Raw genomic sequence first — 16,607 nt, 5'->3', positions numbered from 1 at the left:
TAAGAACATCTTTAAGCTCTTTGATTAGCTTTTTATTAAAGTTGGTTTAGACGTTTTCATTGTATTTTTTCACAACATTCATGAGTTGCGCAAATCGCTTATATTTATTCTGAGCGTTGATTCATAGATATTAAGTATCAAGAACTCTATTGCGCAAGTTTTTGAATAATGTAATCAGCTTTTTACATTTGTATAATCTATTAAGCTGAAGAAAGTTTTGTTTTTCATATGGATAAAGTCAATTCCTTTACAGCATTAGGCTTGCCTTCTGTTATCACTAAAAACCTCATAGCAACAGGTATTGTCAAACCAAAACCTATTCAAGAGAAGACAATTCCAATGATGTTGGAAGGACGAGATATTTTAGGAATTGCACAAACTGGTTCTGGGAAAACGTTAGCATTTGGATTACCTGTTGTTAGCCAGATTTTGAATTTAGGGGATAAACGTTTTCCTAAAACTGCACGCGCTTTGATTTTGGTTCCTACGCGTGAGCTTGCTGTGCAGATTGAAGAGACAATTCGTCTTGTTACAAAAGGTGCACACCTATCTACGTGTTTGATTTTAGGTGGAGTATCGCGTTTTACACAAATTAAGCGTATGAAAGCTGGTGTGGATATTTTAATTGCGACGCCGGGGCGCTTGATGGATCTTGTTCGTGAAAAGTATATTGATCTTTCTCAGTCTCATTTTTTGATTTTAGATGAGGCAGATCGTATGTTAGATATGGGATTTATTAATGATGTGCAGAAAATTGCAAAGCTCTTGCATGAAAAGCGAAAAACGGCTCTTTTTTCTGCAACAATGCCAAAAGAAATTATTGCACTTGCCAATAGTTTACTTAATGATCCTGTAAAAATAGAAATTGTTCCTCAAGGAACAACAGCTACGGAAATTGTGCAGAAACTGTATTGTATTCCTACGCGTGAAAAAAAGAACGCTTTGAGTAAACTTCTAACAAATCCAGCTTTGACTTCAGTTATTGTTTTTACGCGAACGAAACATGGCGCTGATGCAGTTTCTCATTATTTGGAGAAAACAGGGTATTCTGTCGCAACAATTCATGGAAATAAATCACAAAACGCTCGACAACGTGCATTAAAGGCTTTTCGTGAAGGGGCTGTAAGAGTTCTTGTTGCAACGGATATTGCTGCACGTGGTATTGATGTTCCAGGAATTAGTCACGTTATTAATTATGATTTACCAGATGAAGCAGAAAGTTATGTTCATCGTATTGGTCGTACTGGACGTAACGGTGCTTCTGGTGATGCAATTACACTTTTTGACAAGGATATAGAGGGAGCACGTTTGCGTGCTGTAGAACGTTTAATACGGATTAAATTAATCCGTGAAGAAATTCCGCCGCAGTTTGGAGAATTTCCAGAAAAACCAATTTTATTAAAACCTGAAATAAACATAAAGAAACGTTATTTTAAAAAAGCTCAACGTAAAAAAATATCCTCTTTTCGTGCGGATACAGCTATGCGTGTAGATAACAGACAATCTGCATCTAAAAGTGGAAAATCTAAAAAAGAAACAAAAACTACAAAAGATAGAAAGTTATTTCGTGTTAGAAAGATATAAAAAATCAATATCTTGAATAAATAATTTGGCCAAGAAAGTAAGGAACATATTTTTAGGTTTTTGGCTTTTGTTAATTTAGATTAAAAAAGAAATCTAAATGACGATTTATGGTAGCGTTAAGCAAATTACGCTTAGCAAATTTTGAATGTATGAGATTCTAATAGGTTATAATTACACGTTAATATTTATTCAAATTGATACAAAAATACACCACAAAACGAGACAAGCTTTTTATGGTGTTTTTTTGAGTCTTAAACCATATAAGAAATTGTTCGTTGATAGACTTTATGAAAAGGAATCAATCGATTTACAAAGAAACGAACTCTATAAAAGAGATGGTCTCATTTTTAATAAAGCTTATTCCTGTTATCTATAAATTAAAAATAGAGTGGGAACAATTTATCAGATAAGATGCTAAGAGTTCACATTTTTTATTTTCTAACAATCATTCATTTTCTAAAATAACAATGCAGTTTCTTAGACGCTATTTTTAAATAGTGATTATTGAATTTGTTAGAGATAAACTGAAAAAACACACCTAAATTTCTGGCAAACTTCTAAACGCAAACTTGGATTTAGTTAATTTAACAGCACCAATATCTCTCTGTGCCAATATCTTTCAGTGTATGACTGCACGTAGTTGTAAAGTGGCTCCCCGGGCCGGATTCGAACCAGCGACCAACCGGTTAACAGCCGGTTGCTCTACCACTGAGCTACCGAGGAACAGTATCTCAATTGTCTAACAAGCAAAGGCTATAGCAAAGCAACATCGATTTGCAAAGAGTAAAAATTTTTTTTTTAAAAAAAATGGTGGAAATTTTATAAATAGAAGAAAAAAGATTATAATAGATTTCTATGTCTTGACGGATGCATTGCCTTCCCTTATTGACATTTTTATGTTGATTTATGAGGCCTCGTGGCGGAATGGTTACGCAGAGGACTGCAAATCCTTGTATCCCGGTTCGATTCCGGGCGAGGCCTCCAGTTAAATTTACCAAAATGCTTTTTGAGAATAATGCTCTTGAATAATTTTTCTTTTTGACGAAAAATATTTGCACATGAAAATGAGAGCAATTTAAATCTTATTATTGACTGTAGCATGCTTTTTTGTAACACCCAGAATATAAGATATTCAGGTTTTGACTATTGCTACTTTAATTGTAGTTTTGTTGTATGTAGGAGAAGACGTTAGTTATGATTGTAGATTTTGCAGATCTTCGGCGCAAAATGGTTGACAATCAAATTCGTACAGTCGATGTAACGAATTTATCGGTTCTAGAAGCATTTTTAACAATGCCACGTGAAGATTTTGTGCCAGAAGATGTTAAAGATTTGAGTTATCTTGATGCTGATGTTCTCATTTCTCCGCAAAAAGAAAATGTGCCCGCATGTTATTTGATGAGGCCTGCTTCTCTAGCAAAATTACTGCAGCTTGCAGCAGTACAGCCATCAGATGTTGTTTTAGATATCGGAGCTAATAGCGGGTATTGTGCTGCTTTGCTTTCAAAGCTTTCTGGGTTTGTGGTTGCGTTAGAGAGCAATAAAGCTCTTTCAGAACAAGCAAGAAAACTTTTAGAAGCTAATCAATGTGATAATGTTGTCGTTGTTCATGGGTCTTTAGAACGAGGATATGCTGCTGAAGGGCCTTATGATGTGATTTTTGTTGAAGGTGCTGTTGATTTTATTCCTGATGATCTTTTTGATCAAGTAAAAGAGGGAGGGCGTCTTGTGGTTGTTGAAGGGCATGGCAATGCTGGTGTTGCGCGAATTTATGTGAAAAAAGATGGAATTGTTTCAGGTCGTCGCGCTTTTAACCTTTCTGTCAAATGTCTTCCAGGTTTTTTAAAAACAGCTGATTTTGTATTTTAATATTTTTTATATCTATGGTCACAAACGATTGTGTGATTAATTTGGGATTTATTATTGTGTTTAAATTAAACAAGAAATTTCAGGCATGTTTATTTCTAACATTAGGTGTTTTTGTAGTAGAATCAGCTTATTCTGAGACATTAATGGATGCTTTTTCTCAAGCTTACATGTATAACGCTAAATTAAATAGCGACCGTGCTGCTATTCGAATTGCGCATGAAGATGTAGCTATTGCGCGTTCTGGTTTGTTGCCGCATATTGAGGGCATTGGGAATTATGGTCGAAGTAAAGCGATTACCGGCTCTTATAGCACTTCTGGATCTATAGGGGTAAGACTCAATCAAAGATTGTTTGATGGTTTTACTACGCAAAATACATTTTTTTCTGCTCAAGTTAAGTTGCAGGCACAGCGTGAATATCTTCGTAATTCTGAACAAGATATGTTTTTAGATGTTGTCACAGCGTATGCTAATGTATATCAAGCACGTCGTATTGCTAAGCTTCGTAAAGAAAATTTAAATACTCTTGAAGAGCAAGTTCGTTCTGAGAAAGCAAAACTTGATGTAGGAGAAGGGGCTCGTGTTGATTTTGCTCAAGCACAAGCTGCACGTGCTTTAGCTGTTTCTGAACTTAGTCTTGCGCGTGCTGATGTAAAGTCAGCAGAAGCTATTTATCGGCAAATCATTGGCTCTGATCCTAAAAAATTGGAACCTCCATTTGTTGCACAAAATCTCCCAAGAAATTTTGATGCTGCTTATCAGATTAGTCTTGCGACGCATCCGGCAATTTTGTACGCACGATATTTAATTGATGCAAGTTCTTATAATGTAAAAGCGAAGGAAGGAGCACTTCTTCCTAAGATTGATTTTTCTGCAACGACGTCTTACAATCGAACTTATAATGGTTCTGGAATTGATGGGTCTTCTCATTCTATGGGACTTTCATTAAGTATTCCGATTTTTGAAGGCGGACGCACTACTGCACAAATTCGCCAGTCAAGAGAGCAGTTGTTACAAGCTCGTATCCAACTTGATATGGCGTATAATCATGTCAAGCAGGTATTGACCTCTGCTTGGTTTCAATTAGAAGGTGCGCAAGCATCTGTTATTGCTTATCGTGAAAGCGTTCATGCTGCTGAAATTGCTCTTAGAGGTCGTGTTCAAGAAAATCGTGTAGGACAGGCTACAACATTGGATGTTTTGAACTCTCAAACTCAGTTGATTAATGCGCAAATTGCATTAACGATTGCAGAGCGTAATGCTATTATCGCAAGTTATAGCGTTCAATCTGCTATTGGTAAATTAACGGCAAATGATTTAGGTTTAAAAAAGTGATTAAATAGAATTTTCTACGATCATGGCAAATTATTTTTCTGAAAAAGAAGTGTTTTTTGAAAGAATAAACAAATCTATAGTTGGTTGTGTTGAAAAATGTGCATGTCATTTTATTTATCAAAGGTAAGAAAATTATGTGTGATGCCATATTCAGAATGAGGATATATGTTATAGCGTGATTCTTCTGGTTACACTGGAATGGTGATTCTGTTTGTTGTTGCGTCTTTGAGAGGTTTTAAAGTATGGTACAGAGTTCAAACGCATTGCGCGAGCCAAGTATGGATGAAATTTTGACATCTATCCGTGAAATAATCGAAGAGAACGTTGTTCAAACGGATCGTTTTTCAAATGAAGGTGTTGTTGTCAATACTTCAGAAAATTCTTCAACAGAGCTGTCAGAAGACACTGATGGAGCGACTTTATCAGTTGATGATGCGATGAAAGCTTTAGCTGATCGTATCGGTCTTTCTTCAGAACATCAGGACTTATCTCTCAAACGAGTGAACACTAATGTAGAGACAGAAAATAATACAGTTAAAATGGATAGACAAAATATGAAATTGTCTCCTACAGAACAATTTTCTTTGCATGAAACAGAAAAAACTGGTGAAAGAACATTTACATCGCGACAAGAGAATATAACTCATGATTCTTTAGAGTTGTCGGCATATTGTATTTCTGCTGCAGAAAAAATTGCCGAGGATGTATTACGTCCAGCGATAGCAGAATGGTTACAGTGTCAATTGCCTATTTTTCTTGAGAGAATATTACGCGAGGAAATTGTCAAAGCGATTAAAAAAATATCTTAAGTATTTGGTTATTTATCGTTTCTTGTAATTTTGTATTTTATCTTGCTGTGGAAAGTTTATATTGAACTTTGCACATTTTTTTGCTTTTCCGTTGTTATTATGAGATAGATAGCATTCACAAAGAAAGAATGTAGTTATATTGGAATTATTGTAAGTCGCATTTTCTAGCGGCATTATGGGTGCGTAATAAGGATGTTAGAAAAAAACTATGATTCCGCTTCTGTAGAAGCACGGATTGCAAAAAAATGGGAAAGTCGTGGCGTTTTTAAAGCCAACTTAGACTCAAAATTAAATAAAGAAGCTTTCTGTATTATGCTTCCACCACCAAATGTTACTGGTTCGTTGCATATGGGGCATGCATTAAATACAACAATTCAAGATATTGTAGTGCGCTTTCAGAGAATGCGTGGCAAAAATGTTTTGTGGCAGCCTGGTATGGATCATGCAGGGATTGCAACACAAATGGTTGTTGAGCGAAAACTTGCAGAAAATCAAGAGCCAACACGTCAAGAAATGGGCAGAGAAAAATTTGTTGAGCGTGTGTGGAAATGGCGTGATGAAGCAGGTGGAATTATTGCTAATCAATTAAAACGTCTTGGCATTTCATGTGATTGGTCGCGTGAACGTTTTACAATGGATGAAGGTTTATCTCAGGCTGTTTGTGAGGTTTTTGTTACTCTTTATAAGCAAGGATTAATCTATAAAGATAAGCGTTTAGTCAATTGGGATCCAAAATTATTAACCGCTATTTCAGATCTTGAAGTGGAATCAAAAGAGATTCAAGGTTCTTTGTGGCATTTTAGATATCCGCTTGAAGGTAAAATTTTTAACCCCGAGGATTCTACAACTTTTATAACAATCGCGACGACGCGACCTGAAACAATGCTTGGTGATACAGGAATTGCTGTTAATCCTGAAGATCATCGTTATAAAAATCTTATAGGTCAGAATGCTATTTTGCCACTCATTGGACGCAAATTACCAATTGTTGCGGATTCTCATGCCAACCCTGAAGAAGGGAGTGGTGCTGTGAAAATTACGCCAGCACACGATTTTAATGATTTTGAAGTAGGAAAGCGAAATAATCTACGCTTAATCAATATTTTTACACAAAAGGCTGAGATTTTTTTGCGTAAAAATGAAGCATTTTTTGATGGTTTATCTTTATCTGATGAGTTAAATGCATTGGTGGAGGATTTAGATCAATCCGATCGTTTTGTTGCACGAAATCGGATTGTTTCTTTGATGGAAAAAGAGGGATATCTTGTTGCTATTGATGATCATCCACATACTGTTCCTCACGGTGACCGGAGTGGAGTTCCAATCGAGCCGTTATTAACGGATCAGTGGTATGTTAATGCTGAAGAATTAGCAAAACCAGCGATAGAGGCTGTTCGTCAAGGAAAAACGCGCTTTATTCCGACTAATTGGGAGAAAACCTATTTCAATTGGATGGAGAATATTCAACCTTGGTGTATTTCTCGTCAATTATGGTGGGGGCATCAGATTCCAGCTTGGTATGGTCCTGATGGAATGATTTTTGTTGAAAAAAGTGAAGAAGAAGCTTTCGCTGCAGCGTTATCTTATTATGGTCGAGAAGTTGAGTTAACGAGGGATCAAGATGTATTAGACACTTGGTTTTCATCATCTCTTTGGCCGTTTTCTACATTAGGATGGCCTCATAAAACGCCTGAGTTAGCAACTTTTTATCCGACATCTCTGTCGGTTACAGGGTTTGATATTATTTTTTTCTGGATTGCGCGTATGATGATGATGGGGATTCACTTTATGGGTGAAGTTCCTTTTCCAACAGTCTATGTCCATGCTCTGGTGCGGGATCAAAAAGGCGCAAAGATGTCAAAGTCAAAAGGAAATATTATTGATCCATTGAAATTAATTGATCAATATAGCGCGGATGCATTGCGTTTCACTTTGGCTATTATGGCAGCGCAGGGACGCGATGTAAAACTTGATGTTTCTCGCATTGCAGGTTATCGCAATTTTGCTACAAAATTGTGGAATGCTGCACGGTTTGCAAAAATGAATGGCGCTTGCCATGATTTGGCTTTTGAACCAGAAGAAGTAAAGCTTGCACTTAATCGTTGGATTTTAACAGAACTCTCTAAAACTGTTACGGCAGTGACTGCGGGTATAGAAAATTATAAATTTAATGAATCTGCTAGCGCATTATATCATTTTATTTGGCATACCTTATGTGATTGGTATCTTGAATTTCTCAAGCCTATTTTTCAAGGATCAGATGAATATGCTAAAAAGGAGGCTCAGGCATGTACTGCTTGGGTTCTTGATGAAGTTTACAAACTGCTCCATCCTTTTATGCCTTATATGACTGAAGAATTATGGTCTCTTACAGCAATGCAAGATGTAGGGCGTGAAGATATGTTGGCATTAACGCAATGGCCGCAAGCAACATTTGTAGATGAGGAAGCTGCTGCCGATATTAATTGGCTTATTGATGTAGTTAGTGAGATCCGTTCTGTTCGTTCTGAAATGAATATTCCAGCAGCTGCATTAGCACCACTTGTTATTATCAGTGAAGGCAAGATAGTACAAGGACGTGTACAACGTTATGAAGCTCTTTTAAAACGGCTGGCACGGATCGAAACGGTAGACTTTGCTGATAAAATTCCAGATATATCGGCGCAAATCATTGTGGGGGAAGCAACTTTTTGTTTGCCGTTAGGACAATTGATTAATTTAGATGTAGAGCGTGCTCGTTTAATAAAAGATATCAACAAAGTTGAACAAGATATGGAAAAAATATCAATTAAGTTGAATAATCCAAAATTTGTAGCAAATGCGAAACCTGAAGTTGTTGAAATTGAGCGTAAAAGAATAGCAGAATTACAGATTGCAAAGAAAAAAATATCTGTTGCTTTAGAGCGTCTCAGTTGATTATGATTTTTAGTTTTTTATGAAGATTAAAGTCCAATTTAAAATTTTGGGCTATTTTCATTCAAATATCAATATTATAAAAATTTTTTGTTGAGAGATCGCATGTTTTTTACATAGAGAAACGCTTTGCGCTACAAAACGTTTATTATAACTGTAAAAAAATGATATAAGCGTCTATAAAAAGTAATATTGTTTTTGATAATGATTTTAAAGGATCATGCGATAACATGATAATCTTTTAGGCATTTAGAAAAGATTATAGTTTTTAAATATTTTAAAGTAAAAACTCTCCTTTTTGTATTTAAATTTACACTAAAATATATCAAATTTAAATATAATAAATTAGTGACTAAGAATTTTTGATAAAAATTCTTGAGCGCGTGGTGTTCTTTTTTGTGGATCAGAAAAGAAATCTTCGGACGAACAATCTTCAAGAATTCTTCCTTGATCCATAAAAATTACACGCTGAGATACTTTTTGAGCAAAACCCATTTCGTGCGTTACACAAATCATGGTCATACCTTCTTCTGCTAAACTAATCATAACATCTAAGACTTCTCCGACCATTTCTGGATCTAAAGCTGAAGTAGGTTCATCGAAAAGCATAACCAATGGATCCATAGTTAAGGCACGAGCAATAGCGACACGCTGTTGTTGACCTCCAGAAAGTTGACCAGGATATTTATCTTTATGTTCAATAAGTCCGACACGTTCAAGGTATGATAAACCACGTTCAAGAGCTTCTTTTTTAGTACGCTTCAGAACTTTTCTTTGCGCAATTGTTAAATTCTCCGTAACAGATAGATGTGGAAAAAGTTCGAAATGTTGAAACACCATTCCTACATGGCTACGCAATTTAGATAAATTTGTTTGTTTCGAATGAACTGGTACTCCATCAATCCAAATTTCACCTTTTTGAAAAGGGACTAAAGCGTTAATAGTTTTTATAAGAGTTGATTTACCTGATCCTGACGGTCCACAAACGACAACGACTTCTCCTTTATTAATATTTGTTGTACAATTTTTAAGAATATTAATTTCGCCATACCAGTTGGAAACATTCTTTATTTCGATCATATGGGTAGACATTTTTTTTCCTGTTAGCAGATAGTGGACATTTTTTAGCGAATAATTTTTTAGCAAATATTAGCGAATAATAGATATTTTTTTCTGTAAGTATAAAACCATTTGCGATAACGTGAAGCAAATAACAAAATAGAAAGCCGCTGCTAAGATATAAGATTCTTCTTTTACACCAAAATTATTTGCGACAAGATCAAAACCATTAAGAAGACTATTCCCACTAATTGCATAAATGAGGGTTGTATCTTGAAAAAGAATGATGATTTGCGTTAAAAAAACAGGCAGCATATCTCTGATAGCTTGAGGAAGAATGACGATATACATATTTTGCCAATATGTCATTCCGAGAGCTTGTCCTGCATATTTTTGTCCTTGTGAGACTGAACACATACCAGCACGCATGATTTCAGCAAAATAAGCAGCTTCAAATGCAGTAAAAGTAATGAGCGCTGATTTATTTGCACCAATTGATGTCCCCGTTAAGAAAGGGAGAAGCACAAAAAACCATAATATCACCATAATAAGTGGTATTGAACGCATAGCTGTTATATAAATTATTGCAAAGAAAGAGAGCAGTTTTATAGACGAAAGTCTCATCATTGCTAACAATACGCCAAAGATAAAGCCAAATACTGTTGCAAAAACTGTTAGAAAAATACTAAAAATTAAACCTGGTAGAATATAAGTCTGAAAGACATCAAAAGTAAAAAATGAAAAATCAAATTCCAAAAAATAATCAAAAAAAGAAGACCAATAATGAGAGCTCATGAAATCTACCATATTTCAATGTTCCTCTGTTTGAAAATTTGGAATTTGAAGCATTTTTTCAATCATTGTCATAATGACAAATATGAATAAAGCTATAACAACATAAAGAACTGTAATAAGAATATAGTTTTCGTAGACATGGCTTATTTCTTCGATTGTTTGGTATTGAAATTGAATTAATTCATTAATAGAAATAGCAAATGCTACAGATGAATTCTTTACAATTCCCATTGCTTCTGAAGTAAGTGGTGGAATAATTGTTCGAATAGCGCGCGGCAATATAATATAGCGATAACTTTGATAGGTTGTAAATCCCATTGCCATAGCTGCGTAGCGCTGTCCAGAAGGAATAGCCTCAATTCCCGATCGAATTTGTTCTGCAACGCGTGCAGATGTAAAAAATCCTAAGGCGCAAATCATTAAGAAAATAGAAGAAAAATTCATCGCTGGAGGATAAATCTTAGGAATAACAAAATACCACAAAAATACTTGTACGAGTAGAGGAATATTGCGCATAACTTCTACCCAAATACGGCCAATAGCGCGAAGTATGCAATTCAATATTGATGTGTTTGGCAGTGTACGCACTGTTCCTATAACAATCCCAACAAATACCGCTAATATTAACGAGAAGATCGACAATATAACTGTATTTTTTAAACTTTCTATGAGTGTGTCTAAATAAGTATGGCTTACACCAGGAGTTCCAAAACATCCAGAAACCAGTGTCTGAGTGATATCATCTGCACAAAGGAAAGAAAAGTCCATTAAATCGATATTTCCTAAAATCTGTTAGTTTTTTGCAAGTCAATAAATGAGTTATTTATGTATATTAATGTTTAGTTTATTGGAAAATAAACCAAAAGACAACCGCACTCAAATTTTCAAAGAGTGCGGATATATTTTTGTAATTTTAGAGATTATTTTCAACATAATCTTCTCGAGATTTATTGTTTGGGTGTTCCCAAGCGTATTGGGTTATTTGAGATAAGGGGAGGTTGACAACGGTATATGTAGGAGGAATTGGTTCCATAAACCATTTGTGGTAAAGGTTGTTGAGCGTGCCATCTTTGATTTGGCGTACAATGCTATTATTGATTTCTTGTTCAAAATTTTTATCATTTAAGCGGAGCATACAAGCAATAGGCTCTACTGAGAATATAGTATCGAGAATCACATAATCCGACGGATTTTTCGATTTAGCAATATGTCCAGCAAGTATTGAGGCATCCATAATAAATGCGTCAGCACGGCCTGATTCTAGTAGTAAAAAACTATCGCCGTGATCTTTTCCTTTTACAACTTTAAAGTCAATATTTTTGGCACGTTTGTTTTTTCGAATAAGTTGAACAGATGTTGTGCCAGTAGTGGTTGCAATTGTTTTTCCATTTAAATCATCAAGAGAATTAATATTAGAGTTTTTCTTTACAGCCATACGAACTTCTTCAACATAAGTTGTATAAGCAAATGCTGCTTCTTTTGCGCGAGCAGAATCATTTGTTGTGGAACCACATTCAAAATCATAAGTGTGGTTTTGTAATAAAGGAATTCGATTTTGTGATGTGATAGGAAGATAGTGAATTTTGATTGGTTTGCCGATTTTTTTTGAAATGTCATTAATAATATTTTCTGCCATTTCTGTATGGAAACCTGTATATTTGCCATTTCCAAGTGCATAGGCTAGACCTGAGGCTTCTCGAACCCCTATAGTGATTTCACCTGTTTGTTTAATTTTTTCAAGTGTATCATTATTAGCTTGTGCTGCACTCACGAGTTCAATGATGTTTGCTGCAACAAACGCCAGCAGTAATTTTTTCATTACTTTCTCCATGCTTTATAATTTTATTTTGTGTAAATATATTTAGAATGTATTGTTATGTATAATGTAGTATATTTGTGATTTTAAATGAGATGTTTTTTTTCTTTATCCTAATGTTATATTACAATTTAACTAAAGTTAAGCTCTACCCAAACAGGGGTATGATCTGATGGCTTTTGATAGCCTCTTACTTCTGTTTGACTGTAAGAGGAAATAAGTTGATCAACAGCTTCTGGTGATAATAAAAAATGATCAATACGAATCCCATTATTTTTGAACCATGCACCAGCTTGAAAATCCCAAAAACTAAATGAAGAATTATCTGTAACACTTCGTACAGCATCATAAAAACCCAAATGAATAATACGCCGAAATGCTTTTTTTGTTTGTGGAAGGAATAATGCATCTTCTGTCCACTCTTGAGGTTTTCTTGCATCTATTGGAGCAGGAATTACATTATAATCACCAGCTAGAATTAAAGGTTCTTCATATGCAAGTAATGATTTGGCATGTGTGTATAGTCTGTCCATCCATTCCATTTTATAGAGATATTTTTCACTATCAATGGGGTTACCATTGGGAAGATAAAGAGAAGCGACACGTATAACCCCTTTATTTGTTGAATAAACGGCTTCAATATAGCGCGCTTGTTCGTCATTATCGTTTCCTGGTAACTGGCGGATAACCTCATCAGGTGTTTTTTTAGAGAGAATTGCTACTCCATTAAAACTTTTTTGACCATGTATTTCTATATGGTATCCTAAGCTTTCAATTGTATCGCGCGGAAACTTATCATCAAGACTTTTGGTTTCTTGTAAACAAACTATATCAGGTTTATTTTGTTGTAGCCATTTACATAATGTTTCATGTCGCGCTTTTATTCCAGCAATATTCCATGTTACTATTTTCATAGCTAAATTCTAAACTTTATACACATAATTAGCAAGCGGCTATATTGAGTTGTTTATAATATTTCAAGCTACTACATCAAATTGTTTGAGACTGTAAAATTATTACTCATAGTTTTTATCTTCATTTTTCCTTTAAATTGAAGATCGAAGATTATAATATCATCTTAATTTTTAGTATTTGTAAACTTTCTGTTGTTTAGTACTTGACGAATGTATGTGTTCTCGCTATTAGGAAATCAGAACTAAGTGGGATTTTCTTTCAGATAAGATTATTTCAAATGGAGTTCGTTAAAAAATAAAAGCGAGCGCTGTTGCAAGAGGCTTTTGCCTCCTCTGCTTTTTAGGGTAGGCTGTTTTACAGTTTTACCTGCTTTGTGTATTAGATTAAGTGTTTTTCTGTTTTTTGTATATAAACGGAAATCAAAAGAGCTCTAAATGAGCGAAGTGAATGCAGATTATTAGAGAGGAAGGTTGTATGCCTACAGTAAACCAATTAATTCGCAAGCCGCGTGTAACGCCGGTTAAGCGTAATAAGGTTCCTGCTCTTCAAGCGAGTCCGCAAAGGCGCGGTGTTTGTACGCGTGTGTATACAACAACGCCGAAGAAGCCAAACTCTGCTCTTCGTAAAGTTGCTAAGGTGCGTTTAACAAATGGGTTTGAAGTGATTGGTTATATTCCTGGTGAAGGGCATAATCTTCAGGAGCACTCTGTTGTAATGATTCGTGGTGGTCGTGTAAAAGATTTGCCGGGGGTTCGTTATCATATTATCCGTGGTTTGCTTGATACACAAGGTGTTAAGAATCGTAAACAGCGCCGTTCAAAATATGGCGCAAAACGTCCAAAATAAATTGAGAGACAGAGCTGATGTCCCGTCGTCATAGAGCAGAAAAACGTGAAATCAATCCAGATCCTAAGTTTGGTGATTTAGTTATTACAAAATTTATGAATACCGTTATGTTTGACGGTAAGAAGTCAGTTGCTGAGCGTATTGTGTATGGTGCGCTTGATGCTATTGAAAACAAGGTGAAAACAGATCCTGTGGCATTATTTCATCAGGCGTTAGAGAATGTTGCTCCGCATATTGAGGTTCGCTCGCGTCGTGTTGGGGGTGCTACTTATCAAGTTCCTATTGATGTTCGTCCTGATCGTCGTCAAGCTCTTGCTATTCGTTGGTTGATTGCAGCGGCGCGAGGACGGAATGAAACAACGATGATTGATCGTCTTTCTGCTGAATTGATGGATGCGGCTAATAATCGTGGTTCTGCAGTAAAAAAACGTGAAGATGTTCATCGTATGGCGGAAGCTAATCGCGCGTTTTCTCATTATCGTTGGTGATGTGTTAGAAGTTTAAGGCAAATAAAATGGCTCGTGAATATAAAATCGAAGATTATCGTAATTTTGGTATTATGGCGCATATTGATGCCGGTAAGACTACGATGACAGAACGTATTTTGTTTTATACGGGTAAAAACCATAAGGTTGGAGAAACACACGATGGTGCTTCTACAATGGATTGGATGGAACAAGAGCAAGAGCGTGGTATTACGATTACATCAGCTGCGACGACGACTTTTTGGGTAGGTAGTGATGGTAAGAAGCGTCGTTTTAATATTATTGATACGCCTGGTCACGTTGATTTTACAATTGAGGTTGAGCGTTCTTTGCGTGTTCTTGATGGTGCGATAGCGCTACTTGATGCAAATGCTGGGGTGGAGCCACAAACAGAAACTGTTTGGCGCCAGGCTGAAAAATATCACGTACCGCGTATGGTTTTTGTTAATAAAATGGATAAGATTGGAGCTGATTTCTATCGTAGTGTAGAAATGGTTGGGTCACGATTGGGTGCTAAAGCTCTTGTTTTGCAGTTACCAATTGGTTCTGAAAATGATTTCGAAGGTGTTGTTGATCTTATAAAAATGAAGGCCTTGAGATGGGATGGTTCTATTGGTTCTGCAGCTGTAGAAGGGGAAATTCCATCTGATCTGAAAGAGAAAGCAGAAGAATATCGCGAAAAATTAATTGAGATGGCAGTTGAGGTTGATGAGGCTGCAACAGAAGCTTATTTGGAAGGTGTTATGCCAACAAATGAGCAGCTTATATCTCTCATTCGAAAAGGAACAATAGGGGTTCAGTTTCATCCTGTTTTTTGTGGTACAGCTTTTAAAAATAAAGGAATTCAACCGCTTTTGGATGCTGTAGTTTTTTATCTTCCTTCTCCTGTTGATATTCCTGCTATTAGGGGGGTTGATGTTAAGACTGAGGCTGAGATAACGCGTGAATCTTCAGATGATGCTCCTCTTTCCATGCTTGCCTTTAAGATTATGAATGATTCATTTGTGGGATCATTGACTTTTTGTCGTGTTTATTCTGGAAAGCTTCAAAAGGGTGTTTCTCTTGAAAATAGTGTAAAGAAAAAAAGAGAGCGTGTGGGGCGTATGTTGCAAATGCATTCGAATTCTCGTGAAGATATTGAGGAAGCGTTTGCAGGTGATATTGTGGCTTTAGCAGGTCTTAAGGAGACAACAACGGGTGATACTCTTTGTGATCCTTTAAAGCCTGTTGTTTTAGAACGAATGGAATTTCCTGATCCTGTTATTGAAATTGCTATTGAGCCAAAAACGAAAGCTGATCAGGAAAAAATGGGTGTTGCTCTTAATCGTTTGGCTGCAGAAGACCCTTCATTTCGTGTTAAATCGGATGAAGAATCTGGTCAGGTTATTATTGCTGGAATGGGTGAGCTTCATCTTGATATTATTGTTGATCGTATGCGGCGTGAATTTAAGGTTGAGGCCAATATTGGTCAACCTCAAGTTGCTTATCGTGAGACTATCACAAAAAATTCTGAAATTGATTATACCCATAAGAAACAATCTGGTGGTGCTGGGCAGTTTGCTCGAGTGAAAATTGTTTTTGAACCTCATGAAGGTGATGAGTTTATTTTTGAATCAAAGATTGTTGGAGGGGCTGTTCCTAAGGAGTATATTCCTGGAGTTCAGAAGGGTATCGAAAGTGTTATGCAATCAGGACCTCTTGCAGGCTTTCCTATGCTTGGTATAAAAGCCACTTTGATTGATGGTGGTTATCATGATGTGGATTCTTCTGTTTTGGCCTTTGAGATTGCTGCGCGTGCAGCGTTTCGAGAAGGAGCGAAAAAGGCTGGTGCACAGCTTCTTGAGCCGATTATGAAGGTAGAAGTTGTAACGCCTGAAGATTATGTTGGGGATGTGATTGGCGATTTGAATTCTCGTCGAGGACAAATTTCGGGTACTGAAGCACGTGGTATTGCTACAGTGGTGAATGCAATGGTTCCCTTGGCAAATATGTTTGGTTATGTGAATACGCTTCGTTCTATGAGTCAGGGGCGTGCTCAATATACAATGCAATTTGATCATTATGAGCCTGTTCCTTCAGCTGTGGCTCAGGAGATTCAAAAGAAATACGCGTAATTTTCTGATTACGTATTGATTTTAACGTAGTCCTTTATTCTTTTTTGGACAAGAAAATGGAGAGCTCA

At 36.1% G+C, this 16,607-nt stretch carries 13 protein-coding genes and 2 tRNA genes; 9 read left to right on the top strand and 6 right to left on the bottom strand.

Features of this window, described 5'->3' with window-relative positions; all coding sequences use genetic code 11:
• Positions 1-228: 228 nt before the first annotated feature.
• Entirely contained in the window at positions 229-1,584 is a 1,356-nt protein-coding gene (locus tag NPY00_RS04080) for a DEAD/DEAH box helicase (RefSeq protein WP_269020805.1), read from the top strand.
• Positions 1,585-2,232: 648 nt separating this feature from the next.
• Here NPY00_RS04080 and NPY00_RS04075 read toward each other — a convergent pair.
• Positions 2,233-2,307: transfer RNA gene (locus tag NPY00_RS04075), tRNA-Asn, on the bottom strand.
• Positions 2,308-2,494: 187 nt separating this feature from the next.
• Between NPY00_RS04075 and NPY00_RS04070 the strand changes: the two genes are divergently transcribed.
• From NPY00_RS04070 to NPY00_RS04050, 5 genes are all read left to right on the top strand, one after another.
• Positions 2,495-2,568: transfer RNA gene (locus NPY00_RS04070), tRNA-Cys, on the top strand.
• A gap of 210 nt (positions 2,569-2,778) precedes the next feature.
• Positions 2,779-3,453 (top strand): protein-L-isoaspartate O-methyltransferase family protein, encoded by a 675-nt coding sequence (locus tag NPY00_RS04065; RefSeq protein WP_269020804.1) that lies wholly within the window; start codon positions 2,779-2,781, stop codon positions 3,451-3,453.
• A gap of 32 nt (positions 3,454-3,485) precedes the next feature.
• Entirely contained in the window at positions 3,486-4,787 is a 1,302-nt protein-coding gene (locus tag NPY00_RS04060; RefSeq protein WP_269020803.1) for a TolC family outer membrane protein, read from the top strand.
• A gap of 242 nt (positions 4,788-5,029) precedes the next feature.
• Positions 5,030-5,596 carry a DUF2497 domain-containing protein gene (locus NPY00_RS04055; protein WP_269020802.1) on the top strand — a complete coding sequence of 189 codons (567 nt, stop codon included), beginning with the start codon at positions 5,030-5,032 and terminating at the stop codon, positions 5,594-5,596.
• Between the two features lie 192 nt (positions 5,597-5,788).
• Positions 5,789-8,512, top strand: a complete 2,724-nt coding sequence (locus NPY00_RS04050; RefSeq protein WP_269020801.1) for a valine--tRNA ligase — start codon at positions 5,789-5,791, stop codon at positions 8,510-8,512.
• Between the two features lie 342 nt (positions 8,513-8,854).
• Here NPY00_RS04050 and NPY00_RS04045 read toward each other — a convergent pair whose 3' ends face one another.
• The 5 genes from NPY00_RS04045 to xth all read right to left on the bottom strand — a co-directional run bounded on the left by NPY00_RS04045 (position 8,855) and on the right by xth (position 13,093).
• The gene (locus NPY00_RS04045; RefSeq protein ID WP_269020800.1) at positions 8,855-9,601 is read right to left on the bottom strand and encodes an amino acid ABC transporter ATP-binding protein; all 747 of its coding nucleotides are present in this window, start codon (positions 9,599-9,601) and stop codon (positions 8,855-8,857) included.
• 57 nt (positions 9,602-9,658) lie between these two features.
• Positions 9,659-10,375, bottom strand: coding sequence for an amino acid ABC transporter permease (locus NPY00_RS04040; RefSeq protein ID WP_269020799.1), 717 nt, complete (start codon positions 10,373-10,375; stop codon positions 9,659-9,661).
• Between the two features lie 3 nt (positions 10,376-10,378).
• The gene (locus tag NPY00_RS04035) at positions 10,379-11,131 is read right to left on the bottom strand and encodes an amino acid ABC transporter permease (protein ID WP_269020798.1); all 753 of its coding nucleotides are present in this window, start codon (positions 11,129-11,131) and stop codon (positions 10,379-10,381) included.
• Positions 11,132-11,276: 145 nt separating this feature from the next.
• Complete coding sequence (locus tag NPY00_RS04030) at positions 11,277-12,182, bottom strand: transporter substrate-binding domain-containing protein (protein WP_269020797.1); 906 nt, start codon at positions 12,180-12,182, stop codon at positions 11,277-11,279.
• 128 nt (positions 12,183-12,310) lie between these two features.
• A complete protein-coding gene (xth, locus tag NPY00_RS04025; RefSeq protein WP_269020796.1) occupies positions 12,311-13,093 on the bottom strand; it encodes an exodeoxyribonuclease III in 783 nt (260 codons plus the stop codon).
• A gap of 475 nt (positions 13,094-13,568) precedes the next feature.
• On the opposite strand from xth, the gene rpsL reads away from it, so the two are divergent.
• The 3 genes from rpsL to fusA are packed head-to-tail and all read left to right on the top strand — an operon-like array spanning position 13,569 to position 16,539.
• Positions 13,569-13,940 (top strand): 30S ribosomal protein S12, encoded by a 372-nt coding sequence (gene rpsL, locus NPY00_RS04020; protein ID WP_269020795.1) that lies wholly within the window; start codon positions 13,569-13,571, stop codon positions 13,938-13,940.
• A 17-nt stretch (positions 13,941-13,957) separates the two neighbouring features.
• Positions 13,958-14,428: a 30S ribosomal protein S7 gene (gene rpsG, locus NPY00_RS04015; protein ID WP_269020794.1), complete on the top strand. Its 471-nt coding sequence runs from the start codon at positions 13,958-13,960 to the stop codon at positions 14,426-14,428.
• Between the two features lie 26 nt (positions 14,429-14,454).
• A complete protein-coding gene (gene fusA / locus NPY00_RS04010) occupies positions 14,455-16,539 on the top strand; it encodes an elongation factor G (RefSeq protein WP_269020793.1) in 2,085 nt (694 codons plus the stop codon).
• Positions 16,540-16,607 lie beyond the last annotated feature (68 nt).

Origin of the sequence: Bartonella sp. F02, assembly GCF_026929975.1 — a bacterium.
In the GTDB taxonomy this organism is placed as follows: Bacteria; Pseudomonadota; Alphaproteobacteria; order Rhizobiales; family Rhizobiaceae; genus Bartonella.
The sequence above is the reverse complement of the archived record's forward strand: the minus strand, read 5'-3'. Positions and strand labels throughout refer to the sequence as shown.